At 59.2% G+C, this 22,755-nt stretch carries 24 protein-coding genes and 2 pseudogenes; 19 read left to right on the top strand and 7 right to left on the bottom strand.

The genetic code is table 11. The features are described 5' to 3' along the window. Window positions 1–13 precede the first annotated feature (13 nt). A complete protein-coding gene (locus tag ABLU73_RS17150) occupies window positions 14–865 on the top strand; it encodes a Vmh family MBL fold metallo-hydrolase (RefSeq protein WP_004202646.1) in 852 nt (283 codons plus the stop codon). 177 nt (window positions 866–1,042) lie between these two features. Beyond that, window positions 1,043–1,183, top strand: a complete 141-nt coding sequence (sra, locus tag ABLU73_RS17155; RefSeq protein ID WP_004202647.1) for a stationary-phase-induced ribosome-associated protein — start codon at window positions 1,043–1,045, stop codon at window positions 1,181–1,183. Here the strand turns inward: sra and ABLU73_RS17160 are convergent. Next, the gene (locus ABLU73_RS17160) at window positions 1,180–1,287 is read right to left on the bottom strand and encodes a hypothetical protein (protein WP_032425875.1); all 108 of its coding nucleotides are present in this window, start codon (window positions 1,285–1,287) and stop codon (window positions 1,180–1,182) included. The genes sra and ABLU73_RS17160 overlap by 4 nt on opposite strands. 78 nt (window positions 1,288–1,365) lie before the next feature. On the opposite strand from ABLU73_RS17160, the gene ABLU73_RS17165 reads away from it, so the two are divergent. The 5 genes from ABLU73_RS17165 to ABLU73_RS17185 all read left to right on the top strand — a co-directional run bounded on the left by ABLU73_RS17165 (window position 1,366) and on the right by ABLU73_RS17185 (window position 7,420). Then, window positions 1,366–3,063 (top strand): NAD-dependent malic enzyme, encoded by a 1,698-nt coding sequence (locus ABLU73_RS17165; protein WP_004202648.1) that lies wholly within the window; start codon window positions 1,366–1,368, stop codon window positions 3,061–3,063. Between the two features lie 183 nt (window positions 3,064–3,246). Next, entirely contained in the window at window positions 3,247–3,954 is a 708-nt protein-coding gene (locus ABLU73_RS17170; protein WP_160124743.1) for a glycosyl transferase, read from the top strand. Continuing rightward, a complete protein-coding gene (locus tag ABLU73_RS17175; RefSeq protein WP_087771009.1) occupies window positions 3,955–4,641 on the top strand; it encodes a hypothetical protein in 687 nt (228 codons plus the stop codon). Window positions 4,642–4,701: 60 nt separating this feature from the next. Further along, window positions 4,702–5,397: a hypothetical protein gene (locus ABLU73_RS17180; RefSeq protein WP_264924368.1), complete on the top strand. Its 696-nt coding sequence runs from the start codon at window positions 4,702–4,704 to the stop codon at window positions 5,395–5,397. 310 nt (window positions 5,398–5,707) lie between these two features. Beyond that, complete coding sequence (locus tag ABLU73_RS17185) at window positions 5,708–7,420, top strand: ABC-F family ATP-binding cassette domain-containing protein (protein WP_048324354.1); 1,713 nt, start codon at window positions 5,708–5,710, stop codon at window positions 7,418–7,420. Between the two features lie 34 nt (window positions 7,421–7,454). Here ABLU73_RS17185 and ABLU73_RS17190 read toward each other — a convergent pair whose 3' ends face one another. Then, the gene (locus ABLU73_RS17190; protein WP_323094953.1) at window positions 7,455–7,784 is read right to left on the bottom strand and encodes a GNAT family N-acetyltransferase; all 330 of its coding nucleotides are present in this window, start codon (window positions 7,782–7,784) and stop codon (window positions 7,455–7,457) included. On the opposite strand from ABLU73_RS17190, the pseudogene ABLU73_RS17195 reads away from it, so the two are divergent. Beyond that, a pseudogene (locus tag ABLU73_RS17195) lies at window positions 7,734–7,862 on the top strand (hypothetical protein); the annotation flags it as partial. The gene ABLU73_RS17190 and the pseudogene ABLU73_RS17195 sit on opposite strands and share 51 nt — an antisense overlap. Window positions 7,863–8,198: 336 nt before the next feature. Here ABLU73_RS17195 and ABLU73_RS17200 read toward each other — a convergent pair. Then, window positions 8,199–8,408: pseudogene (locus ABLU73_RS17200) on the bottom strand (helix-turn-helix domain-containing protein); the annotation flags it as partial. A gap of 143 nt (window positions 8,409–8,551) precedes the next feature. Further along, a complete protein-coding gene (locus ABLU73_RS17205; RefSeq protein ID WP_004202655.1) occupies window positions 8,552–9,151 on the bottom strand; it encodes an inorganic diphosphatase in 600 nt (199 codons plus the stop codon). A gap of 253 nt (window positions 9,152–9,404) precedes the next feature. Between ABLU73_RS17205 and adhP the strand changes: the two genes are divergently transcribed. The 7 genes from adhP to ABLU73_RS17240 all read left to right on the top strand — a co-directional run bounded on the left by adhP (window position 9,405) and on the right by ABLU73_RS17240 (window position 17,695). Continuing rightward, entirely contained in the window at window positions 9,405–10,415 is a 1,011-nt protein-coding gene (gene adhP, locus ABLU73_RS17210; protein WP_004202657.1) for an alcohol dehydrogenase AdhP, read from the top strand. Between the two features lie 157 nt (window positions 10,416–10,572). Continuing rightward, on the top strand, window positions 10,573–12,195 hold the full coding sequence (locus ABLU73_RS17215; RefSeq protein WP_348850315.1) for a TIGR04028 family ABC transporter substrate-binding protein: 1,623 nt from the start codon (window positions 10,573–10,575) through the stop codon (window positions 12,193–12,195). Window positions 12,196–12,205: 10 nt separating this feature from the next. Further along, a complete protein-coding gene (locus tag ABLU73_RS17220; RefSeq protein ID WP_004202661.1) occupies window positions 12,206–13,150 on the top strand; it encodes an ABC transporter permease in 945 nt (314 codons plus the stop codon). After that, complete coding sequence (locus ABLU73_RS17225) at window positions 13,147–13,995, top strand: ABC transporter permease (RefSeq protein ID WP_017900524.1); 849 nt, start codon at window positions 13,147–13,149, stop codon at window positions 13,993–13,995. Before ABLU73_RS17220 ends, ABLU73_RS17225 begins: the two co-directional genes overlap by 4 nt. Continuing rightward, complete coding sequence (locus ABLU73_RS17230) at window positions 13,992–15,608, top strand: ABC transporter ATP-binding protein (protein WP_017900523.1); 1,617 nt, start codon at window positions 13,992–13,994, stop codon at window positions 15,606–15,608. Before ABLU73_RS17225 ends, ABLU73_RS17230 begins: the two co-directional genes overlap by 4 nt. Next, window positions 15,608–16,594, top strand: a complete 987-nt coding sequence (locus ABLU73_RS17235; protein ID WP_004202666.1) for a putative FMN-dependent luciferase-like monooxygenase — start codon at window positions 15,608–15,610, stop codon at window positions 16,592–16,594. The genes ABLU73_RS17230 and ABLU73_RS17235 overlap by 1 nt, the downstream gene beginning before the upstream one ends. Window positions 16,595–16,603: 9 nt before the next feature. Beyond that, on the top strand, window positions 16,604–17,695 hold the full coding sequence (locus ABLU73_RS17240) for an alkylhydroperoxidase domain protein (protein ID WP_004202667.1): 1,092 nt from the start codon (window positions 16,604–16,606) through the stop codon (window positions 17,693–17,695). Between the two features lie 6 nt (window positions 17,696–17,701). On the opposite strand, the gene araJ is transcribed toward ABLU73_RS17240, so the two are convergent. Then, a complete protein-coding gene (araJ, locus tag ABLU73_RS17245; protein ID WP_348850316.1) occupies window positions 17,702–18,856 on the bottom strand; it encodes an MFS transporter AraJ in 1,155 nt (384 codons plus the stop codon). Between the two features lie 278 nt (window positions 18,857–19,134). Between araJ and ABLU73_RS17250 the strand changes: the two genes are divergently transcribed. The 4 genes from ABLU73_RS17250 (at window position 19,135) to ABLU73_RS17265 (ending at window position 21,162) form a co-directional block, all read left to right on the top strand. Next, window positions 19,135–19,572 (top strand): VOC family protein, encoded by a 438-nt coding sequence (locus ABLU73_RS17250; RefSeq protein ID WP_004202671.1) that lies wholly within the window; start codon window positions 19,135–19,137, stop codon window positions 19,570–19,572. A gap of 85 nt (window positions 19,573–19,657) precedes the next feature. After that, window positions 19,658–20,476, top strand: a complete 819-nt coding sequence (gene ppk2 / locus ABLU73_RS17255) for a polyphosphate kinase 2 (RefSeq protein WP_004202673.1) — start codon at window positions 19,658–19,660, stop codon at window positions 20,474–20,476. Between the two features lie 177 nt (window positions 20,477–20,653). Beyond that, window positions 20,654–20,839, top strand: a complete 186-nt coding sequence (locus ABLU73_RS17260; RefSeq protein ID WP_057215496.1) for a hypothetical protein — start codon at window positions 20,654–20,656, stop codon at window positions 20,837–20,839. Beyond that, complete coding sequence (locus tag ABLU73_RS17265; RefSeq protein ID WP_264924362.1) at window positions 20,836–21,162, top strand: CcdB family protein; 327 nt, start codon at window positions 20,836–20,838, stop codon at window positions 21,160–21,162. Before ABLU73_RS17260 ends, ABLU73_RS17265 begins: the two co-directional genes overlap by 4 nt. 52 nt (window positions 21,163–21,214) lie before the next feature. Here ABLU73_RS17265 and fdnI read toward each other — a convergent pair whose 3' ends face one another. Both fdnI and fdxH read right to left on the bottom strand, forming a co-directional pair. Then, window positions 21,215–21,871 carry a formate dehydrogenase-N subunit gamma gene (gene fdnI / locus ABLU73_RS17270; RefSeq protein WP_101993384.1) on the bottom strand — a complete coding sequence of 219 codons (657 nt, stop codon included), beginning with the start codon at window positions 21,869–21,871 and terminating at the stop codon, window positions 21,215–21,217. After that, window positions 21,864–22,748 carry a formate dehydrogenase subunit beta gene (fdxH, locus tag ABLU73_RS17275; protein ID WP_023318367.1) on the bottom strand — a complete coding sequence of 295 codons (885 nt, stop codon included), beginning with the start codon at window positions 22,746–22,748 and terminating at the stop codon, window positions 21,864–21,866. The genes fdnI and fdxH overlap by 8 nt, the downstream gene beginning before the upstream one ends. Between the last annotated feature and the right edge of the window lie 7 nt (window positions 22,749–22,755).

A 22,755-nucleotide genomic window follows, 5' to 3' on the forward strand; every position in this document is an offset into this window, starting at 1 on the left:
CTGAGAATGAATCATGAAATTATCTGCTCTTGCTATTGCCACCGCCCTGTTCAGCGGCGCGGTCTTCGCGGCGCCGCTGACGCTGCAGACTTACAACCCTCAGGAGAAAGGTCTTTTTGCCGTCAACTCCACCCTCGTTTCCGGCCCGCATGAAGCGGTGCTGTTTGACGCCCAGTTCAGCGTCAAAGACGGCGAAAAGCTGGTAGACATGATCAAGAAAAACGGCAAACCGTTGTCGCGGATTGTGATCACCTCCGGCGATCCTGACTTCTATTTTGGCCTTGAGCCGCTGGTGAAAGCCTTCCCGCAGGCGGAAGTGGTCGCCACGCCGGAAGTGGTTAAACATATTGCAGCCACCAAAGCGGCAAAGCTGGCGTACTGGGGACCACAGATGAAAGACGGTGCGCCGACGCAGGTATACGTCCCGCAGGCGCTGAAAGCCAACAGCTTTACCATCGATGGCGAAAAAGTGACGATTATGCAGCCCCATGACTACGCGGCGTTCGTTTGGATCCGGGCGAACAAAACGATCCTCGGCGGCACCGGCGTGGCCTGGGGCATGCATCTCTGGACCGCCGACACCCAGACGCCGGCCAGTCGACAGCAGTGGCGCACTACGCTGGACCAGATGATTGCTCTGCACCCGCAGCAGGTGATCCCGGGACATTACCTCGGCACGCCGCCGGAGGGTGACAGCGCGGTGCGCTTTACCAAAACCTACCTCCAGCAGTTTGAGCAAGCGCTGCAGACACATAAGGATTCCGCCGGGGTGATCAAGGCAATGGAGACACAGTGGCCAGGGCTGGCGGAAACCAGCTCGCTGGAGCTCAGCGCCAAAGTTAATACCGGCGAGATGAAGTGGTAACGCCGGCGCTGCGCGAGGGAGACTGTTCTTAATCTGGCGCACTGAGGTTGCTATTGCCCTGAAAATGGACCACCCTACCTGTGGCCGCATAAAAAACGTGCGGCCAACTTTGGGTTACATTTCATCCGGTCACCACCGGGTTTGCCCTTGAAACCAGAACAGGATAAAGGAGTCAGAATGAAATCGAACCATCAGGCACGTCATCTTCTCGGTCTGAACTACAAGCTTTCCCAGCAGAAAAAAGTGGTGCTGGAAGGCGATGAAGCAACCACCCTCAACCATATCCATGCTACCGGCCGCAAACGCCGCGGTGGTTAATTTTCAGCCTGAGTGATGATAAACAACACCGTCCTGTTGCCAGGATGGTGTTTTTTTATGGCAATTGACGGCTTGTTTACCCGCTTGAAGACCTTCTGCTCTATACTCTGCCCGCTGCTTTTCCCCCCGCCCTTCGCTTATCGCCGCGCCGGGACTGTGGACACGATCAAGGAGTTAGTGCGATGCAATTTACCCATAAGAAAAACCGTTCCCTGTACATCCCCTACGCGGGTCCCGTTCTGCTTGAATTCCCCCTGCTCAACAAGGGCAGCGCCTTCAGTATGGAAGAGCGCAGCAGTTTCAACCTTCTTGGCCTGCTGCCGGAAGTGGTTGAAACCATCGAAGAGCAAGCGGAACGCGCGTGGATCCAGTATCAGGGATTCAAAACAGAAATCGACAAACACATTTACCTGCGTAACATCCAGGACACCAACGAGACCCTTTTCTATCGCCTGATTGGCAACCATCTCGAAGAGATGATGCCGGTTATCTATACCCCGACGGTAGGCGCCGCCTGCGAACGTTTCTCCGAGATTTACCGTCGCGCCCGCGGCGTCTTTATCTCCTACCAGAATCGCCATAATCTTGACGACATTCTGCAGAACGTACCGAACCATAACGTCAAAGTGATTGTGGTGACCGATGGCGAGCGTATCCTCGGCCTCGGCGACCAGGGCATCGGCGGGATGGGGATCCCGATCGGCAAACTGTCGCTGTACACCACTTGCGGCGGCATCAGCCCGGCTTACACCCTGCCCATCGTGCTGGACGTCGGAACAAACAACCAGCAGTTGCTGGACGATCCGCTGTATATGGGCTGGCGCCACCCGCGTATTACCGATGACGAGTACTACCAGTTCGTTGACGACGTGATCCAGGCGATTAAGGCCCGCTGGCCGGACGTGCTGCTGCAGTTTGAAGACTTTGCGCAGAAGAACGCTATGCCGCTGCTCAACCGCTACCGCAATGAGATCTGCTCCTTTAACGACGATATCCAGGGTACCGCGGCGGTGACCGTCGGGACGCTGATCGCCGCCAGCCGCGGCGCCGGCAGTCAGCTGAGCGAACAGAAAATTGTCTTCCTCGGGGCGGGCTCCGCCGGCTGCGGCATCGCCGAGCAAATTATCGCCCAGATCGTCCGCGAAGGACTCAGTGAAGAAGAGGCCCGCCAGCGCGTGTTCATGGTTGACCGCTTTGGCCTGTTAACCGACGGCATGCCTAATCTGCTGCCGTTCCAGAACAAGCTGGTGCAGAAACGCGAACATCTGCAGGGCTGGGATACCACTAACGATGTACTTTCCCTGCTCGACGTGGTGCGCAACGTGAAACCGAACATCCTGATCGGCGTTTCCGGTCAGCCGGGGCTGTTCACGGAAGAGATTATCCGCGAAATGCACAAGCATTGCCCGCGGCCAATCGTGATGCCGCTCTCCAACCCAACGTCACGGGTGGAAGCCACGCCGCAGAATATCCTGAGCTGGACCGACGGCGAGGCGCTGGTCGCCACCGGCAGTCCGTTTGCCCCGGTTACCGTCAAAGGCAAACAGTACCCCATCGCCCAGTGCAACAACTCCTATATCTTCCCGGGCATTGGTCTGGGGGTGATCGCCTCCGGCGCGTCGCGGGTCACCGACGAGATGCTGATGGCCGCCAGCGAAACCCTGGCGAAACACTCGCCGCTGGTGAACAACGGTGAAGGTCCGGTGCTGCCGGAGCTGAAGGATATCCAGACCGTCTCGCGGGCGATCGCCTTCGCGGTCGGTAAGGTGGCTCAGGAGCAGGGCGTGGCGGTGAAAACCTCCGCAGAAGCGCTGCTGCAGTCCATCAGCGATAATTTCTGGCTGCCGGAATATCGTAATTACCGCCGCACCTCAATTTAATCGCGCTCACCGGGCCGAACGATCGGCCCGGTTATTAATAGCGTCCGGATAATATTTCCCACCACAGAAACGCCTTTTCCGCCCATATTCATTTATCGTAAAAATAGAAAACGGATAGCATTTGCCGCGCGCCCTCCGCTGTGCAAAATAGTTGTTTCTCACCCCCTCACAACGGAATGTGAAATGCAAAAATTAACCCCTGACGCGAATAAAGCGAAGGCTATTCTGATCCGGATTGTCTTACTCCTCACGGGTAGTATCGCCATCATCGCCGGCCTGTGCCTCTCTGGCGGCGATATGTGGATGCTCACCCCGCGCGCTGAGCAGTATCAGCCCGCTACCGGCGATCTGGTGGATATCGTCATCTATACGCCGAGTAAATTCTTCTTCGCCCTGCTCTACGTGTTATTTCTGACTCTGGTCTGGCTGTTGGCGGTGCGTAATATTCCCTGGCGGCCGATACAGCATCCGCTATTCCCGCTGATGGTACTGATTGCCGCCGGAATCTTTATTTTCCTCCATCCGGAGGTCACCCCCGGACGGGATGCCAGTATTCAGTACGGGAAACACAACGTTTATTACACTGCCATTTTCTGGATGAAGACAAATTCTAACCAACGTATCACTCAGCCCTCTAAATATGAGATTTTTGTTGAAGCGAAAGATCCGCGCTGGCCTGTCGACAGGGATAATCTTCGCCGCGCCTGGCGCTGTGAAGTACAGCGGCACAGCCAGTTTTACACCCTGTCATTCAATGAGGGCTGGTTTCCGGACCGCGATCCGCAGGTCATGGCCCGCCAGTGTACTCAGGTAAGCGATCTGAACGCGCTCAGCGACACGGCAATCATGATTGCCCGCCCGATCGCCACCGTTCCTGTGGAGGCACCATAAATGAGCCAGCAAAAAATGGTTCTGCAACCGCTATTACGGGTCTGGCTGGGGTTGTTTAGCGGGCTGCTGCTGGTGAGCGCCATCAGCGGCTTTCACGGCGAGTACTGGTATTTCGGCGATAAGCAGGCGCTTTACGCGGCGAAAGCCGGCGAGGTGTCGGTGCATGAACTCTACACGCCGGCGAAAATCCTCTTCGCTATTATCGTCAGCCTGATCCCGCCGCTGCTGTGGCTGCTGCTGGTCAACCGTCTGCCGCAGCGGCCGCTGACCCACCTTCTCCCGCCATTGCTACTGCTGCTGGCGGGACTGGCTTTTTTCTTCCTCAGACCCGACGTGATTCCCGGCGGGGAGACCGCCGTCTATCGCTACGGCGAGCGGGAGCGCTACTACCAGACGGTCCGCTGGCAGAAACCGGAGCCGGGCGCGTGGCGGGGTATCCGCTCTGAGTACAACGTGTATATCGAATATCGCGATCCCAAGGGATATCGCAAAGCCGACAATATTAAAAACGCCTATACCTGTGAAACCCACCGGGAGTCTCGCTTTTTTACCTTAACGACCGAAGAGGATTGGTATCCGGATGAGTATCCGAATATTCTCGAGGCTCCCTGCCAGGCGATAAAGGATCCCCAGGCGATGACGGAATATACCCGCGACCACGCCCGCTGGTTTCCCATTATTTTTTAAATAAATCAATGATAATACTTTCAATGATCCTCACTACTAAGACAAACAAGGAACGTTAATATGCCCCACCAGGTTGCGACAAAAAATATGACGAATAGGATGATCATTTTATATTTAGCACTGACAGGAATAACAGGGTTAGTCTATGGCTTATGTTCACTGAGTGGTGAAACACTGCATTCCCCCTTTGAAATCAGTTCATATGATGCCGTTGCTGGTGATCTTATCGAACATAGTCTGTACACCTTCTATAAACCGTTTGTCGCTATTCTCTGCTCACTCGTTATACCGTTGATTTGGCTGTTATCAACGAGAAAATCAACGCATCGTAAACTGCGTCATCCGGTTATTCCCGTTATGCTATCTTTGCTGATTTTCATCTTTTTTGGATTGTTCCCCGGCGTTATTCCCGGTGGAGAGACAACCCGTTATCGTTACTTCCTTCATGATAAGCATTATCTCAGTATTGTCTGGGCAAGCATGGAACCAGATAATTATTTTGAATCCAGATCCCACTTTGAAACTTACATAGAATACAGAGACCCATATGGATTCCGAAGAATTGATAACATTAAAAATGCCTATCACTGTGAGCAAACACGTGAAACTGTTTTCCTGACGCTTTACATTTCTCAACGCTGGTTCCCGAAGGGTAAACCTGATGTCCTCGAAGCCCAGTGCCAAAAAATAACTGACGCTAATACCCTGACCGAAGCGGTACTGGCAAAAGCGTATTGGTTTCCCTTTGTACGCTAAACTCTGAGGGGCGCCGCGCTCGCCCCCTGCCAGTTTTGTCACTGGCGCGCTTTTCCTTTCCCCACTACACTGCCATCACCCATTCACTAACTGAATATAAAAGGAGGCCCCCCATGCTGTATTGTGAAATGTTTATTGTTTCACATGCCTTAGGCAATGGCGCCAGCTCAAGCGTTATCGGTATCGTGCTGCGATAACTTTGGCTTGAGCGAAGACCCTTCACAGAATCCCTTCTCTCCGGCTTACCGGGTTATCGTCAGCGAGTTTTGACGAGGCATTCGCATGCCTGTAACTCTTGAGTAAGTTGACTATGAGTACATTACTAACTGCCCATGCGCTCCACGTGGAGACGGCTTTTGGGCCGCTGTTTAACACCCTCTCCTTCACCCTGAAGAAAGGCGACCGTATCGGTCTCATTGGCCATAACGGTTGTGGCAAAAGCACCCTGCTGCAGGTGCTGGATGGCACTCTCGCGCCCACCTCGGGCAGCGTCTCGCTCGCCGGTCAGTGTCTGATGGCCCGCGTTGAACAGCATCTGCCGGAGGCGCTGCGTTCGCAGTCACTGCTGCAGGCGGTGCTGGCCCCGTTACCCGCCGACGCCCGGGAAGCACAGCGCTGGCTGGCCGAACGCCTGCTGGCGCAGATGGGCTTCACGCCGGCGGTGATGGCGCAGCAAACCAGCACCCTAAGCGGCGGGCAGCACACGCGCCTGCTGCTGGCCCGGGCGCTGATCCGCCAGCCTGACCTGCTGCTGCTGGATGAGCCCGGCAACCATCTCGATCTGCCCACCCTGTTGTGGCTGGAAAGCTTCCTGCAAACCTGGCAGGGGAGCTTCGTGCTGGTGTCACATGACAACACCTTACTGGATGCTGTAACTAATGCCAGTTGGATCCTTCGCGACCAGACGCTGCACAGCTTCGCCTTGCCCTGCAGCGCTGCCCGTCAGGCACTGCAGGAGCAGGATGAAAGCGCCGCATTACGTCATAAGGCCGAGCAAAAAGAGATCGACCGGGTCAGCGCCAGCGCCCGGCGGCTGGCCACCTGGGGTCGGGTGTATGACAACGAAGATCTCGCCCGCAAAGCCAAACAGATGGAGAAGCAGGTCGCCCGCCTGAAAGACGAGCAGACTGAGCTCAGCGTCGGCCCGCCGTGGCGCCTGGTGTTGCAAGGGGACGCCCTGCCGGCGGACCGCCTGCTGGAGATGGACAGGCTGCCGGTGGCCCCCGCGCCGGGACTGCCGGCCCTGTTTACCACCGGCGTGGCGCGACTGCGCAGCGGAGATCGCGTGGCCATCATGGGGCGCAACGGCGGCGGTAAATCGTCCTTGCTGCGCCTGCTGTGGCAGCAGATGAACGACGCATCGCCTCTTCCGGGGCTGCGTCTGCACCCCCGGCTTCACCCCGGGTATTACGACCAGACGCTGGCGCAGTTGCCGGACGATGCCAGCCTGCTCGACGCCCTGACGCCGTTCGCCCCGTCGGCGGACACCCGGAAACGGGCGCTGATCGCCGCTGGATTTGGCTGGGCGAGGCATGGTCAGAAGGTCAGCACTCTCAGCGGCGGTGAGCGGTCGCGGCTGCTGTTCGTCGGCCTGTCGCTGGCGCGCTACAGCCTGCTGCTGCTGGATGAACCCACCAACCATCTTGATATGGAGGGCAAAGCGGCGCTGGCGCAGACGCTCCGCGACTACCCCGGCGGCGTGCTGCTGGTTAGTCATGACCGCCAGCTTATTAGCGAAAGCTGTAACCGCTTCTGGCTGATCGACCGCGCCGGGCTAACGGAGTGGCACAGTCTGGAAGAGGTTTATGCCCGTCTGCAGACGCAGCCCTCCACCCCGACGGTGGCCTACTCACCTCAGGAGCCGTCACTCGCGGCTGATGATGAAGAGGCGCTGCTGGCGCGCCTGATCGCTCTGGAGCAATGGCTGGCGGACGACATGGCCCGTAAGCCGAAACATCAAAAGCCTGCGCTGCAGGCGCAGTGGCGAGAGGAGATCGCCCGGCTGCTAAATCAACTGGGGTAATCTTCGCCCCCCCGCCGGCTAAGGCACCCCGCCCTTAGCCGGCGTTGCCTGGCCGGGTAAACTGCTGCTCGGTCATCACCTTTCCCCACTGATCCCCCTGCCATTCGCGGGTTAACGTGAAGCCAAAGGACTCATACAGTTTGCGGGCCGCGTCCAGACCTTTAAACGTCCACAGCTGAACGGCGCTGAACTGACGACTATCGCAGAAAGCCATCGCCTCACTGAGGAGCCGCCTGCCAATGCCGGTTCCCCGACAGCTGTCATCGAGAATGAACCAGCGTAGATGCGCCTGCTGCTGGCCGAGATCCTCGCCATCGATCGCCACCGAACCGACAATCTTCCCCTCGCGCATCGCCAGCCAGATCTGGTTGGCCGGCGAGGAAAGCCGGGTGGCAAATTCCGCCACGCCGCTGGCGACCTTGCCTTCAAAAAAAGCGCCAAAGTCATGGTGCCGGGCGTAATACTCCCCGTGCATCTGGGCTATCCGACCGATCATCCCCGGCTGATAGCCGGTCACCAGCGAAATCTGCGGGGTCGTATCCGCCAGCGCAGTATCCCGACACTGCGCCAGCGCCTGCGCATAGGCCGCCAGTCCCCTGGCGACGGTCCGCTGCTGCGGCTCATCCAGATGGCCTAACGTCTCCACCACCCGGCGGGTAGCCCACGCGTTGATCATCGCCACCGTATCGTGCCCCTTGGCGGTCAGCGCCAGCGATTTAGACCGCGCGTCCTCCGCGCAGGGACGTTCCTCCAGCTCCCCGGCCGCCAGCAGACGGGCGACCATCCGGCTGACGCTCGATTTTTCCAGGCCCAGCAAAGTCACCAGCTGGGCGGCGGTCATCGCCCCTCTCACCGACACTTCGAGCAGGGTATGCACCGCCGACGGCGAATAGTGGGTGGCGGCCAGCGTGGTGTTCATAAAACCGAGCTCGCGCACCATTAACCGTGAGGCGGTACGGATCTGTTGGATTAAGGAGGTGTCAGCCATAGCGATGCGTCCAGATCAAGATATAGTTGTATTATACAACCATCTATTGCAGGACGCGTCAAGAGGATAACCCCTCCAGTACGGCTGGGTAGCGTATCGGATGATGGAATGCTGCGGGCGCCGGACTCCGCCCGCGATAAATATTATTGCGGGTTCTTCCCCTTCCAGGCTTCCCAGGCCGATTTGATCTCCTGCTTCGCGGCGGCGGCATCATTAAACCCAGCTAGCTCGACCTTTTTCCGCCCCTCCGGCAGTTCTTTATAGACCCGGAAGAAGGCCTCCAGCCGCTGCTGCTCGATTTTCGGCAGATCGGCGATGGTCTTGATATCGTCATAGGTGGGATCAATTTTGCTGGCCGGCACGGCGATGATTTTGTCGTCTTTCTCACCGCCGTCTACCATCTTAAGGACGCCGATCGGCCGCAGCTTAATCAGCGTGCCCGGGGCCATTGGCGCGCGGGTGTAAAACACCACGTCCAGCGGGTCGCCATCCCCGGCCAGCGACTGGGTTAATGAACCGTAGTTTGCCGGGTAAGCCACCGGCATCGACTGAAAGCGGTCGGCGATGATAAATCCTGTTTTGGCGTCGGTTTCATACTTAATGATCCCGCCAGCCGGGATCTCGGTAACCGCGTAAAACTCTTCGGGATTGTTTTCCGGCTGCGGGAATTCCAGCACATTGTGAGCCTGTGCGGCGGCGGAAAAAAGCAGACCGGCAGTGAGGAGCGTTTTGACCAGATGCATTGTTGTATCACTCTGTTGTTATAAGAAATTGATGCGCAAAACAATAGTGTTGAGTGATGAAGAAAACATGACCATTCAGTGACGCTATTATTACCTACCAAAATTAGAGGTATTGTCTGAATTTTGTGCTATCGTTGTAGTAAAAAACCACATCCTGTACTAAAGCGCCTTGTTTTTTTCCCCATAGCGTCTAATCCTTATTAGGTAGTATTGCATTAATAAAATTAATCATTCCCCTCACAAGGAGACAGGCATGAAGGCAGCTGTTGTTACCCACGACCATCAGGTTAACGTTACGGAAAAAACGCTGCGCCCGCTGGAATACGGCGAAGCGCTGTTGAAAATGGAATGCTGCGGCGTGTGTCATACTGACCTGCACGTGAAAAACGGCGATTTTGGCGATAAAACCGGCGTTATTCTTGGTCATGAAGGGATCGGGGTAGTACAAAAAGTCGGCCCTGGCGTCACCTCCCTGAAGCCGGGCGATCGCGCCAGCGTGGCGTGGTTCTTCGAAGGCTGCGGCCACTGCGAATACTGTAACAGCGGCAACGAGACGCTGTGCCGCTCGGTGAAAAACGCCGGTTATACCGTCGACGGCGGCATGGCGGAAGAGTGCATCGTCACCGCCAACTACGCGGTTAAAGTCCCGGACGGCCTCGACTCCGCCGCCGCCAGCAGCATCACCTGCGCCGGGGTCACCACCTACAAAGCCGTTAAGGTCTCCCACATCAAACCGGGCCAGTGGATCGCTATCTACGGCCTCGGCGGCCTGGGCAACCTGGCGCTGCAGTATGCCAAGAATGTCTTTAACGCCAAAGTGATCGCCATCGACGTCAACGACGGCCAGCTGGAGCTGGCGGCCTCGATGGGCGCCGATCTGACCATCAACTCGCGCAATGAAGATGCGGCGAAAGTGATTCAGGAAAAAACCGGCGGCGCGCATGCTGCCGTGGTGACCGCGGTTGCTAAAGCGGCCTTTAACTCGGCGGTGGATGCCGTTCGCGCCGGCGGCCGCGTGGTGGCGGTAGGCCTGCCGCCGGAAGCAATGAGCCTCGATATTCCACGTCTGGTGCTCGACGGCATCGAAGTGGTCGGCTCGCTGGTCGGTACCCGTCAGGATCTGGTGGAAGCCTTCCAGTTCGCCGCCGAAGGCAAAGTGGTGCCGAAAGTCACCCTGCGCCCGCTGGAAGATATCAACGCCATTTTTAAAGAGATGGAGCAGGGTCAGATCCGCGGCCGTATGGTTATCGATCTGCGTAGCTAATCGCCAGCGCCTCTCCCGCCCGGGAGAGGCGCTTCCCCTCGCTTCCCGCCGCGAAAAGTAAATGCAATTTCCGCAAATGCTTAGCGCAATTCCTTGGTTCCTTTGTTTTTAGTCGCGCCCGATGATGGCAACACAATAGATAACAAAGGAATTCACCATGCATCGTCATTTTCGCCTGCCCGCGCTGGCCGCGCTGTTTCTTTCCGGCGCCTTCTCCGTCTGGGCCGCCGACACGCCGGTTAAAGGCGGTACCTTAATTTATCTGGAGCAGCAACCGCACACCAATCTCTATCCACCCGCCGGCGGCTTTTATCCAAACGGCGGCATTCTCAATCAGATCACCGACAAGCTGACCTGGCAGAACCCGAAAACGCTGGAGATTGAGCCGTGGATCGCCGAGAGCTGGACCAGTAATGCCGATAAAACCGAGTACACTTTCCACCTGCGCAAAGGGGTCACCTTCTCGGACGGTACGCCGCTGGATGCCGCCGCCGTCGCCAAAAACTTCGACACCTATGGGCTGGGCGATAAAGCCCACCGCCTGCCTGTCTCGGAGGTGATCAATAACTACCAGCGCAGCGAAGTGATCGACCCGCTGACGGTGAAATTTTACTTCAACAAACCGTCGCCGGGCTTCCTGCAAGGGACCGCCACCATCGGCTCCGGTCTGGTGTCCCTCAGCACCCTGCAGCGCAATTTTGAGGAGCTGGGCGATGCCCGGCATATCATCGGCTCCGGTCCCTTTGTGGTGCAGGATGAAAAACCGGGCCGCGAGCTGACGCTGGTGGCGCGCAAGGATTATCAGTGGGGGCCGAAAAACATCGCCCAGCAGGGGCCCGCCAACCTCGACGGCATCACCTATATTGTGACCCCGGAAGACAGCGTGCGCATCGGCGCGCTGCTGGCCGGTCAGGCGGGCTTTATTCGCCAGGTGCAGGCCTACGATGAAAAGCAGGCGACCGATCAGGGATTTAAGGTCTACGCCGCCCCTACCCGCGGGGTCAACGACAGCCTGAGCTTCCGCCCGGATAACCCTCTGGTCGCCGACCTGCGGGTGCGCCAGGCCCTGCTCCATGCCACCAACGCCAAACAGGTGGTGGAGACGCTGTTCTCCGCTAACTACCCGCAAGCCACCTCCGTGCTGGCCAGCTCTGCCGCCGGCTATGTCAATCTGAGCGATAAACTGACCTTCGACCAGGCCAAAGCCCGGCAGTTGCTGGATGAGGCCGGCTGGAAAGCGGCCGCCGACGGGATTCGCAGCAAAGACGGGCAGCGGCTGGCGCTGACGGTCTATGAGTCGCTCCCGCAGCCGCAGAATAAAGAGGTGCTGCAGCTGATCGCCCAGCAATGGCGCCAGGTGGGAGTCGCGTTAACGGTCAAAGCCGGGGATGCCGGCAGCCGTACGCTTGACAACCTCGACCCGCAGAAAACGCCGCTCACCGTTTCGGAAGTGGGCCGCGCCGATCCGGATGTGGTAAAAAGCATGTTTTTCCCCAACAACCTCGACGCGCTGCTGCAGAAAGGCGGCTCCAGCGATAAAGTACAGCACTTCCGCGATGATAAGCTGAACGATCTGCTGACCGGCATCTCCGCGGCGGTGGAGCCACAGCAGCGCCTGCAGTTAACCGGCGATGCCCAGCGCTATCTGATCGATAACGCCTATGTGATCCCGATTTTCGAAGAGCCGCAGGTGTTCGCCGGCGCGCCGTGGGTGAAAGGCGTCAGCTTCGAGGCCGTCGGTCGTCCGTCGTTCTACAGCGCCTGGCTGGATAAACATTAAGAGGCCGGATATGAGCGCTTATCTTCTGCGACGGTTCGGTCAGGGGCTGCTGGTCCTGTGGGCGGCCTTTACCCTCACCTTTTTCCTGCTGCAGGTGCTGCCAGGGGATGCGGTGCTGATCAAGTTTCAGAACCCGGACCTCGGTCTGAGCCCGGCGCAAATCGCCGACATGCGGCTGGCCTACGGCGCCGACAGCCCGCTGTGGCGCCAGTACCTGCACACGCTGCTGGCAATGCTGCACGGCGACTTTGGCTATTCCCTGCAGGCGGGTCTGGCGGTCAGTAGCCTGATTGCCAGCAACCTGCCGGATACCTTAAGCCTCGCCCTGCCGGCCTTCCTGCTGGCCGTGATCCTGGCGTTCACCCTCGCCTTCGCCTCGCGTCTGCCGGGGCTGCGCTGGCTGAGCAACCTCCTGCAGTCGTTGCCGGTGCTGTTTATCTCGCTGCCCACCTTCTGGCTGGGTATCGCCCTGATCCAGCTCTTTTCGTTTCAGTTGCGCTGGATCCCGGTGATCAACCCCGGTCCGCTGGAAGGGCTGATTTTACCGGTTATCGCCGTCGCGCTGCCCATCTCCGCCCCGCTGGCGCAGATCCTGATGCGCAGCATGGATCAGGTGGCGGTTCAGCCCTTCGTCGCGGTCGCCCGCGCCAAGGGAATGAGCGAAACCGGCGTCCTCTGGCGCCATGTGATGGGTAACGCCCTGCTGCCTGCGCTGAACATAGCCGGGCTGCTGCTGGGCGAGCTGATTGCCGGGGCGCTGATCACCGAGACCGTCTTCGGCCGTAGCGGCCTCGGGCAGCTGACCCAGCAGGCGGTCAATAACCAGGATATTGCTGTGCTGCAGGCGGTGGTGATGATCTCCGCCCTCGGTTTCGTCCTGATCAACCTGCTGGTCGACCTGGTCATGCCGCGGCTGGATCCCCGACTCCAATTACAGACCGGAGGTGTGAAATGAGCCTGGTCGACTATGCCATCGCGGTTCGCCGCCGCCCGGAGTGGCGCAGAGTGCGTCTGCAGCCAGGCCTGTGGCTGGCGTGGGCGGTGATGATCACCGCCCTGTTAATGGCCCTTGCCCCACAGTGGTTTACCTCCGCTAACCCGCTGGAAGGGATCCCCGGCGCTCAGCGCCTGGCGCCGCAGGCGCACTACTGGCTGGGCACCGACCAGTTGGGCCGCGACCTGTGGACGCGGGTGGTTTACGGCGCGGTACATTCTCTGTCGGCGGCGCTAATCGCCGTCGCCATCGGCCTGGTGGTCGGCACCGCCCTTGGCACCCTCGCCGGGGCACTGGCCGGACGTGTGGAATCCACCCTCATGCGCCTGGTGGATGTCCTGCTGGCCATCCCCTCGCTGCTGCTGCAGCTGACGGTGATCATTCTGCTGGGTTTTGGCACGGTGAATGCGGCGGTGGCGGTCGGCGTCGCGGCTATCGCCAGCTTCGCGCGCCTGGCGCGGGCGGAAGTGGTGCGCGTGCGCCACAGCGATTACGTCGAAGCGGCCCGGGGCAGCGGCGGCACCTTTCTCGCCATCTTCTGGCGTCATATCCTGCCCAACTCGCTCACCGCGGTGCTCGCCTTCGCAACGCTGCAGTTTGGTCAGGCGATGCTGGCTCTGGCCACCCTCAGCTTCCTCGGCTACGGCACCCCGCCGCCGGTCCCGGAGTGGGGATTACTGATCGCCGAAGGTCGTAATTACCTGTCGACCGCCTGGTGGCTGACCACCTTCCCCGGCCTCGCCGTGGTCGCGGTGGTCCTTGCCGCCAATCGTCTTAGCCGCCAGTGGAGTGGAGTACGCCCATGAACGTTCTGTCTGTTGAAGATCTGCGCATCAGCTACCGCTCGCGGGGCGAATGGCGCGAAGTGGTGCATAACGTCAGCTTTTCCATTCAGCGCGGCGAAATGCTGGCCTTCGTTGGGGAATCTGGCTCGGGGAAAACCACTACCGCGCAGGCGATTATCGGCCTGCTGGCGGATAATGCCCGCCGCGACGCCGGGCGAATTATTCTCAATGGCGAAGTGATTAGCGACTGGTCGGCAAAACGCCTGAACCGCCTGCGCGGAGTGAGCATCAGCCTGGTGCCGCAGGACCCAGGCAATTCGCTTAACCCAGTAAAAACCATTGGTCAGCAGGTGGAAGAGATTCTGCAACTGCATCAATCCCTCTCCGCCGCCGAACGCCGGCAGCAGGTCCTCAACCTGCTCGCTAAAGTCGGGCTCAGCCACCCGGAACAGCGTCTTGACCAGTACCCGCATCAGCTGTCGGGCGGGATGAAGCAGCGGGTGCTGATCGCCATCGCCATTGCCCTGCAGCCGGATCTGATTATTGCCGACGAGCCTACCAGCGCCCTTGACGTCACGGTGCAGAAGCGCATTCTCGACCTGCTCGATATCCTGCGTCGCGAGTCGGGAACCGCCGTGCTGTTTGTCACCCACGATCTGGCGCTGGCCGCCGAACGCGCCGACCGGATCATGGTGTTTCGCCAGGGCGAGATTCAGGAACAAGGCGCCACCGAGACGATTGTCCGGCGTCCGCAGCACCCTTACACCCGCCAGCTGCTCCGCGATCTGCAGGACGCGCCGCTGAGGCTGACGGCGGATCGTCCTCGTCCGCTGGCCACGCCGGCCATTCGCGTCGACGGGATCAGCAAACGCTTCTCGCTGGGCAAACAGGCGCTGCAGGCGCTCGACAGCGTCAGCTTTGAGGTCAGGCGCGGCAGCACCCATGCGCTGGTGGGCGAGTCCGGCTCCGGGAAAACCACCCTGGCGAGGATCCTGCTGGGCTTCGAGCGCGCCGACGCCGGACAGGTGACCATCGACGGTATTGACGCCGGGCATCTTAGCCGCGAGGCGCAGCGTCAGCTGCGGCGCAAAATCCAGTTCGTCTATCAGAACCCCTTCGCTTCGCTCGACCCGCGCCAGACGCTGTTCGCGATTATCGAAGAGCCATTAAAAAACTTTGAGCGCCTCAGCGCGGCGACGCGTCGCCAGCGTGTGGAGAGCGTCGCCGCGCGGGTGGCACTGGCCCCGGAGCTGCTGTCGCGGACGCCGCGGGAGCTTTCCGGCGGCCAGCGGCAGCGGGTGGCGATTGCCCGGGCGCTGATCCTCGAGCCGGCGATCCTGGTCCTTGACGAAGCGACCTCGGCGCTCGACGTCACCGTTCAGGCGCAGATCCTCGCCCTGCTAGAGCAGCTACAGCAGCAGCTTGGTCTGAGCTATCTGTTCATTACCCACGATCTGGCGACGGTGAGGCGGATTGCCGACAGCGTCACGGTGCTGCGCGCCGGCCAGGTGGTGGAGCATGGCGACGTTGGCCGCCTGTTCGCCGCCCCGCAGCAGGCCTACACCCGCGAGCTGATCGCCGCTATCCCCCAGGTTTCCCCCCGCTTAGCGCAGCCCTATACGGAGAACGCATAATGCCTAAACGCCTCGGCTTTTTTACCCGTCTGCTCGATCAGGGCTCTGCGCAAACGCGGTACCGGCTGGCGGCCGAACAGATCCGCCACGCGGAGCGCGTCGGCTTCGACAGCGCATGGATTGCCCAACACCATTTTCATGAACAGGAAGGCGGCCTGCCTTCCCCGCTGGTGTTTCTCGCCCACGTGGCGGCGCAGACTGACCGCATTCGTCTCGGTACAGCGATTATCACGTTGCCGATGGAAAATCCGCTACGCGTCGCCGAAGACGCGGCGGTGCTGGATTTACTCACCGACGGGCGTCTGGAGGTGGGGTTTGGCTCCGGCGGCACGCCAACCTCATTTCTGCCCTTCGGCCTGACCAGCGAGCAGCGCGGAGCGGTGTTTGCCGACCATCTGCACCTGATCCACAGCGCCTGGCGCGGCGACACCCTCAGCCACCCTGACAACCATCTCTATCCGCCGGCGCCGCAACTGGCGGCGCGAATCTGGATCGCCACCTTCTCGGTGGAGGGCGCCATCCGTGCCGGTCAGGCGGGACACGGGCTGATGCTGTCCCGCACGCAGCCCCGGCCGCCCGGTGAGCCGCGCCTGCCGCTGGACGCCATTCAGAACCCGATCATCGACGCCTATCTGTCGGCGCTGCCGGACGGCGTTGCGCCGCGGATCCTCGCCTCGCGCACCGCCTTTGTCGCTGACAGCCACGCCCACGCCCTGCAGATCGCCGAACCCGGCCTGCGCAAACAGGCGGCACAGCACCGGGAAGCGGGTCATCGGATAGAAGGTGACAGTGTCACCGACTATCTGCAGCAGCTGGATGCCCACGTCGGCGATCCTGAGCATGTTATCGCCTCCCTGGCGCAAGACAGCGTGCTGGCCCGCGCTACCGATATTTCGTTTCAGGTGCACTCGGTGGAGCCTTCGCACCGGGATACGCTGCGTTCCATTGAGCTGATCGCCCAGCATATTGCCCCCCACATCAGATAAGGAGTCACCATGACGCTGAGTCAGGATATTCTGGCCGAACTGGCGGAGATCGCCATCGGTTCCCCGCTCGATCAGGCGCGCGCAATCCGCGACGCCGCCACCCGTCACGCCCAGGGAAGTTATGAAGTGCTGTTCAGCCAGCAGGATACTGACTTTCCTCTTGATGAACGCTTCGCCGTGGCCGCGAAGGTGGCGAAATTGCACCAGGCGGACGCGCTGGCGGCGCACTATGCCGGCTTCGGCCTTGCCGACCCGACCACGGACCGTCTGGTTCCGGCGCTGGCCTTTGCCCGCCTGCTGACCTTCACTCCTGTCGAAGCGACCCCCGCCGCGCTGCACGCTCTGACAAAAGCAGGCTGGAGCCTGCGGGGCATCGTCACCCTGGCGCAGCTGGTGGCCTTTATCGGCTTCCAAAGCCGCCTGCTGCTGGGCCTGCGGGCGCTCAACCATCAGCCCATCGTCAGCGCAGACACGCCGGTGGTGGCCGGGTACTGGCACACCACCCCACAAACTCAGAGCGGCAAAGCGGCCCCGGTGCGTTTCACCCGTGATGAACTGCATTGGGAACCCTGGCTGGCGGATAAACCGCTGGCGGAATTTAGTCCTGAAGAACAGGCGATCCTGGCCAAATATGGCCATAGCGATTCGCCTTACTTCCGCCTGCTGGCGCGCAACCAGCCAGTGCTGGAGCAGCGGACGCTGACTGATAAAGGCATTTTCTATACCCCAGGGGGATTGCCGCGCGCCGAACGTGAACTGGCCGCCACGGTGGCCAGTAAAATCAATGGCTGTATTTACTGCGCCTCGGTGCATGCCCGCAAAGCGGCGCAGCTGGCGAAGGACGAGACCGCCGTCGACACGCTGCTGGCGGTGACGCCGGGAGAAGATCTGCGCGGCGGGCAGTCGCCGCGCTGGCAGGCGGAGATCGATGCCGCCGCCGCGCTGTCGGTGACGCCGCCCGCGCTGAAAGCCAGCCATCTGGCTGCGCTTGATGAGCAGGGCTTAGATACCCTGGCCCAGCTGGATCTGCTGCAGTCAGCGGCCTTTTTCGCCTGGGCCAACCGGCTGATGCTGACGCTCGGCGAACCCTGGCGTGAGTAAGCGTCGTTAGCAAACCTGTCGGCGCTGATGGCGACCGTAGATGAGCAAGGCGCTCATCGCCAGAAACGACAGCGTGGCGGCGGGAAGCGCCACGCTGTTCCAGCCGAAGCCCTGGGCAATCATCATTCCGCCGCAGAAGGCGCCGATGGCGCTCCCGAGGTTAAAGGCGATCTGCCCCCCTGCCGCCCCCAGCATCTCGCCGCCTTTGGCGTTCTGCAGCAGCAGGATCTGCAGCGGCGCCGACAGGACAAACAGCCCGGCACAGCAGAAAAACGCCAGCGTCAGCGAAGCGACTTTATGCTCCCCGAAGGCAAAGATCAGCAGCAGCGTCACGGCGATCGCCCCGTCAGTCATGGCCGCGATGCGCAGCGGACTGTAGCGCCCGGAAATTTTACCGCTGAACAGATTGCCAACCACCATACCCAGCCCCGCCAGCATCATAATCAGCATCATCCGGCTTTCGGCAAAGCCGGAGACGTTGAGCATAAAGGGCTTGATATAGCTGAACCACGCGAACACCCCGGCGTTACCGAACATGGTGGCGGCAAAAATCAGCCACGGCGCCGGGGAAGCCAGAAAACGGAACTGCTCGCGCAGCCGCGTGCTGGCCCGGTCATACAGCGTGGGCACCCAGCAGCAGATGGCCAGAAACACCGCGACGTTAAACACCGCGATAAGTGCGAAGGTATAGCGCCAGCTAAAGTGATGCCCAAGCCAGGTGCCGCCGGGGACGCCCACCAGGTTAGCGATCGTCATGCCGCCAATCATCCCGGCCACCGCGGCGGTCACCTTCCCTGGCGGCGCGATTTTCGACAGGATAATCGCGCCGACGCCAAAGAACGCCCCGTGGGGAAACCCGGAAACCAGCCGGCCTAGCGCCAGCATGGCGTAGCTACTGGAGAAGGTAAACAGGGTATTGCCGAGAATGCACAGGGCGGCGAGAAACAGCATCACCGATTTCAACGAAAACCGACTGGAGAGCAACGCCATGATCGGTGCGCCGATCACCACGCCGAAGGCATACCAGGCAATCATATTGCCGGCGGCGGGAATGGAAATCCCGACATCGCGCGCCATGTCCGGCAGCACGCCCATAATGCCAAATTCCGCCATGCCGAGTCCGAAAGTGCCCAGCGCCAGTGAAAAGATCGTTTTTTTCATACATCTTATAGGGGTATTGAGAGACGGCCGGCATTATTGACCATCCCGCCTCGCCACACCAGCTAAAAACGCCCGACGGCAGTATCCTCCATATAACGGCCTGATTCGTTCATGCGCTCGCCAGCGCCACTGTTGGCTTTCCTGCCGACGGCAGAGGCGCCTGGCGGTGGATAATCCCCTGTAAAAATTGGTGGGCACGCAGGGATACATCGCGGATTGATCTCAAGTTAACTTGAGGTTGTAAAGTCGAGACATCGTTCACCTCGGGAGAATCATCCATGCAAAATGTTGATGTCGGCTTTACCCATGTCGCCTTTACCGTCCGCTGTCTGGCCAGCAGCATCGATTTTTATACCCGCTATACGGCGATGACCGTTATTCACCAGCGCGAACCCGACCTCCCCTCGGCGCGTAAAGTGGCGTGGCTCAGCGATCGCACCCGACCTTTCGCCCTGGTGCTGGTGCAAAGTGATGACCCTGCCGACACGCCGCTGGGTCCGTTCGGCCATCTCGGCGTCGCCTGCGCCACCCAGGCGGAGATCGATGAGAAAGTCGCTCAGGCGCGGCGGGAAGGCGTTTTGCGTCGGGAACCGGAGCAGTTGGGCGATCCGGTAGGCTATTTCGCTTTCTTTGCCGACCCGGACGGTAACACCCTTGAGCTGTCGTGGGGGCAGCGGGTGGGACTGGAAGTCATCGCCGCGGGGAGCGCCCGCTAACCCGTCCCGGGCGGAATATTTTCCACCGCCTCGCCGGTGAAGGATTACACTTCAAAGGGATACCTCGGCAACACGGAGCATGGCGATGGGTAATAAGAAAAGCGGTAATCCGGTCGACGCGGCGGTGAAGATCGCCCCGCTTGACAATAAAGCGTATGAGAAGGCGTTGCGCAAGCTCCACGTGGAGCTGGTGAAACTGCAGCGCTGGGTGGTGCATAAAGGGTTGAAGGTGTGCATCGTCTTTGAAGGCCGGGACGGCGCCGGCAAAGGCGGCACCATTAAGGCGATCACCGAGCGCGTCAGCCCGCGTATCTTCCGGGTCGTCGCCTTACCCTCGCCCACCGAACGCGAGAAAAGTCAGCTCTATTTTCAGCGCTATATCAAGCATCTCCCGGCGGCTGGGGAAATCGTGATTTTCGATCGCAGCTGGTACAACCGCGCCGGCGTCGAACGCGTGATGGGCTTTTGTACCCCGGAGGAGGTGCAGAAATTTCTCGACGGCGCGCCGATGGTGGAGCGCGGCATGGTCGAGTCGGGCATTATCCTGCTCAAGTACTGGCTGGAGGTCTCCCCGCAGGAGCAGGAGCGGCGCCTGCGGGATCGCATCGACGACGGGCGCAAGATCTGGAAGCTCTCGCCGATGGACATCAAGTCTTTCAATCGCTGGGATGAATATACCGCCGCCCGCGACGCCATGTTCGCCGCTACCGACACCGCCTGGGCGCCGTGGTTCGTCGCCCGCTCCGAGGATAAAAAGCGGGTGCGTCTGAATATCATCACCCACCTGCTGTCGCAGATCCCCTACGAAGCCTTGCCAGTGGAGCATGTCACGCTGCCGAAGCGCAAAATTGGTAAAATGAAACAGACCAATTTTCCCTTCCGCTTTATTCCGGAGAAGTTCTGATTATTTCCCGCCGCGCTGGTAATACCAGCGCCGGGTTTATTACTATAACCATTAATATTTCAGGCGGTTACTTTCCTCTGGAAGCTGCCTCGCAAAATAAACATTAAAATTACTGCTGGCATTTATCTTTTAGTGAGTAAAGTGAATAATCACAGAACCAACCGCAAGGAGCCTATGATGAAAAGTAATACGCTACGTAAAAGACCCACTGACGTACCCGTCCAGAAGGCGTCAGTACAGCCAGGTAAGGATTTACGAGAAGCAGATAAACAGCGACAGCACAAGGAATTCATTGCCGCAATGAATGAATTTATTGCAAAAGGAGGCACTCTTACTGATGATGAATTTTTCAGGGTACTATGATGCTTGAACAATTCAATGTTTATCGAAATTATTCTCCTCAGACAAATAAAACCCTGCCATATTATATGATTGTGCAGAATGATTATTATGCAGACCTGGCCACGAGAGTCATTATTCCTTTAATGCGACCACAACAGTTACCACGCTGGCATCAGCATGTCGTACCAAGGATAAATATTGAATTTGACAGCTTTTTACTTTGTACGCCAATGATCAGTAACTTAAATAATAAACGGATCCAGCCACAGGATTTCGTCTGCAATCTGAGTCATGCGCGCCTGGGCGTTATCGATTCAATCGATACACTTATCACGAACTGCTGACTGCCGGGAACCCGCTCCGACATCTCCGGAGCGGGTTTCGCGCCGTGAAGGCTTACTTCATCCCTTCGCGACTCTCTTTCATCGCCTCCAGGCGTTCGACATCGCGATACCAGCGCGGGTGGTGTTTCTTCGCCCAGCGGCGGCTGACTTTGCCTTCAATCATCCCCTTAATCGACCCCTTCACCCAGAACGCCATATACATATGGATAAGGATGGCGTGGATCAGAATAATGGCCGAAGTGGCGTGTATCAGCAGGCTATAGCGAATCACCGGAATCGGGAAATATTGGGCAAACCAGGGCCTCCAGATTATCACCCCGGTCACCAGCAGCACGAAAATCATGCTCATAATGGTCCAGAACATCATCTTCTGCCCGGCGTTATATTTACCGACCCGCGCCACCTTATGCTCGTTGCCTTTCAGCACCTCGACGATGCCTTTCAGCCACGGAATATCCTGTTTATCCGGGATGTTGTGGTGGACAAAACGCACGAACATAAACATCAGGGCGATAAAAATCAGCACGCCAAAGAAGGGGTGCAGAATACGCCCCATCTGCGGGGTACCGAAGGTTTCCGTCAGCCACTGCAGCGTCGGAAAGAAAAACGATATTCCCGACAGCGCCACGAGGAAGAAAGCGATTACCACCGTCCAGTGACAGGCGCGATCGATAAAGGTCGTGCGCACTATCATCTTCGATTTACTCATCATGCTCCTCCTCGTCGTCGTCAACTTCCTTGTTCGGCCCGATACCGATGTAGTGATAGATAAGCCCGGCAAAGGTGGCGATAAAGCCCGCCGCCGACAGCGGCTTCAGCGCCCCCTTCCACAGATTGATACTGGTATCGATCTGCGGTTCCTTCGGCAGCTTGTGATACAGCTCGGGCTGGTCGGCATGATGCAATACGTACATCACATGGGTGCCGCCGACGCCCTGCGGGTTGTAAATCCCGGCCCTGGCATAACCGCGTTTTTTCAGCTTAGCCACCCGCTCCTCGGCCACCTCCAGCATCTCTTTCTTCGTACCGAAGTGGATCGCGCCGGTAGGACAGGTTTTCACGCACGCCGGTTCCTGACCGACGCTGACCCGGTCCACGCACAGCGTGCATTTATAGACCCGGTTATCCTCTTTATTGAGACGCGGAACGTTAAACGGACAGCCGGCAATGCAGTAGCCGCAGCCGATGCAGTTTTCCTGCTGGAAATCGACGATGCCATTGGCGTACTGAATAATCGCCCCGGCGGATGGGCAGGCCTTCAGACAACCCGGCTCTGCGCAGTGCATACAACCATCCTTGCGGATAAGCCACTCCAGCTTGCCGTTCTGTTCGGTCTCGCTAAAGCGCATTACCGTCCAGGATTTGGCGCTAAGATCCGCCGGGTTGTCGTACACCCCGACGCAGTGTCCCACGTCATCGCGGATGTCGTTCCACTCGGAGCAGGCCACCTGGCAGGCTTTACAGCCCACGCAGGAGGAGACATCGATAAGCTTGGCGACTTCCGCCTTATGGTCCCGCGCGCGCGGCGCGGGGGTGATCGGGTTGGTCGCGGAGCGTTTAATAATGTCTTGTGTTTCCATCGCCATTGAATCG

Source organism: Klebsiella sp. GG_Kp175, assembly GCF_040062325.1.
Classification (GTDB): domain Bacteria; phylum Pseudomonadota; class Gammaproteobacteria; order Enterobacterales; family Enterobacteriaceae; genus Klebsiella; species Klebsiella quasipneumoniae.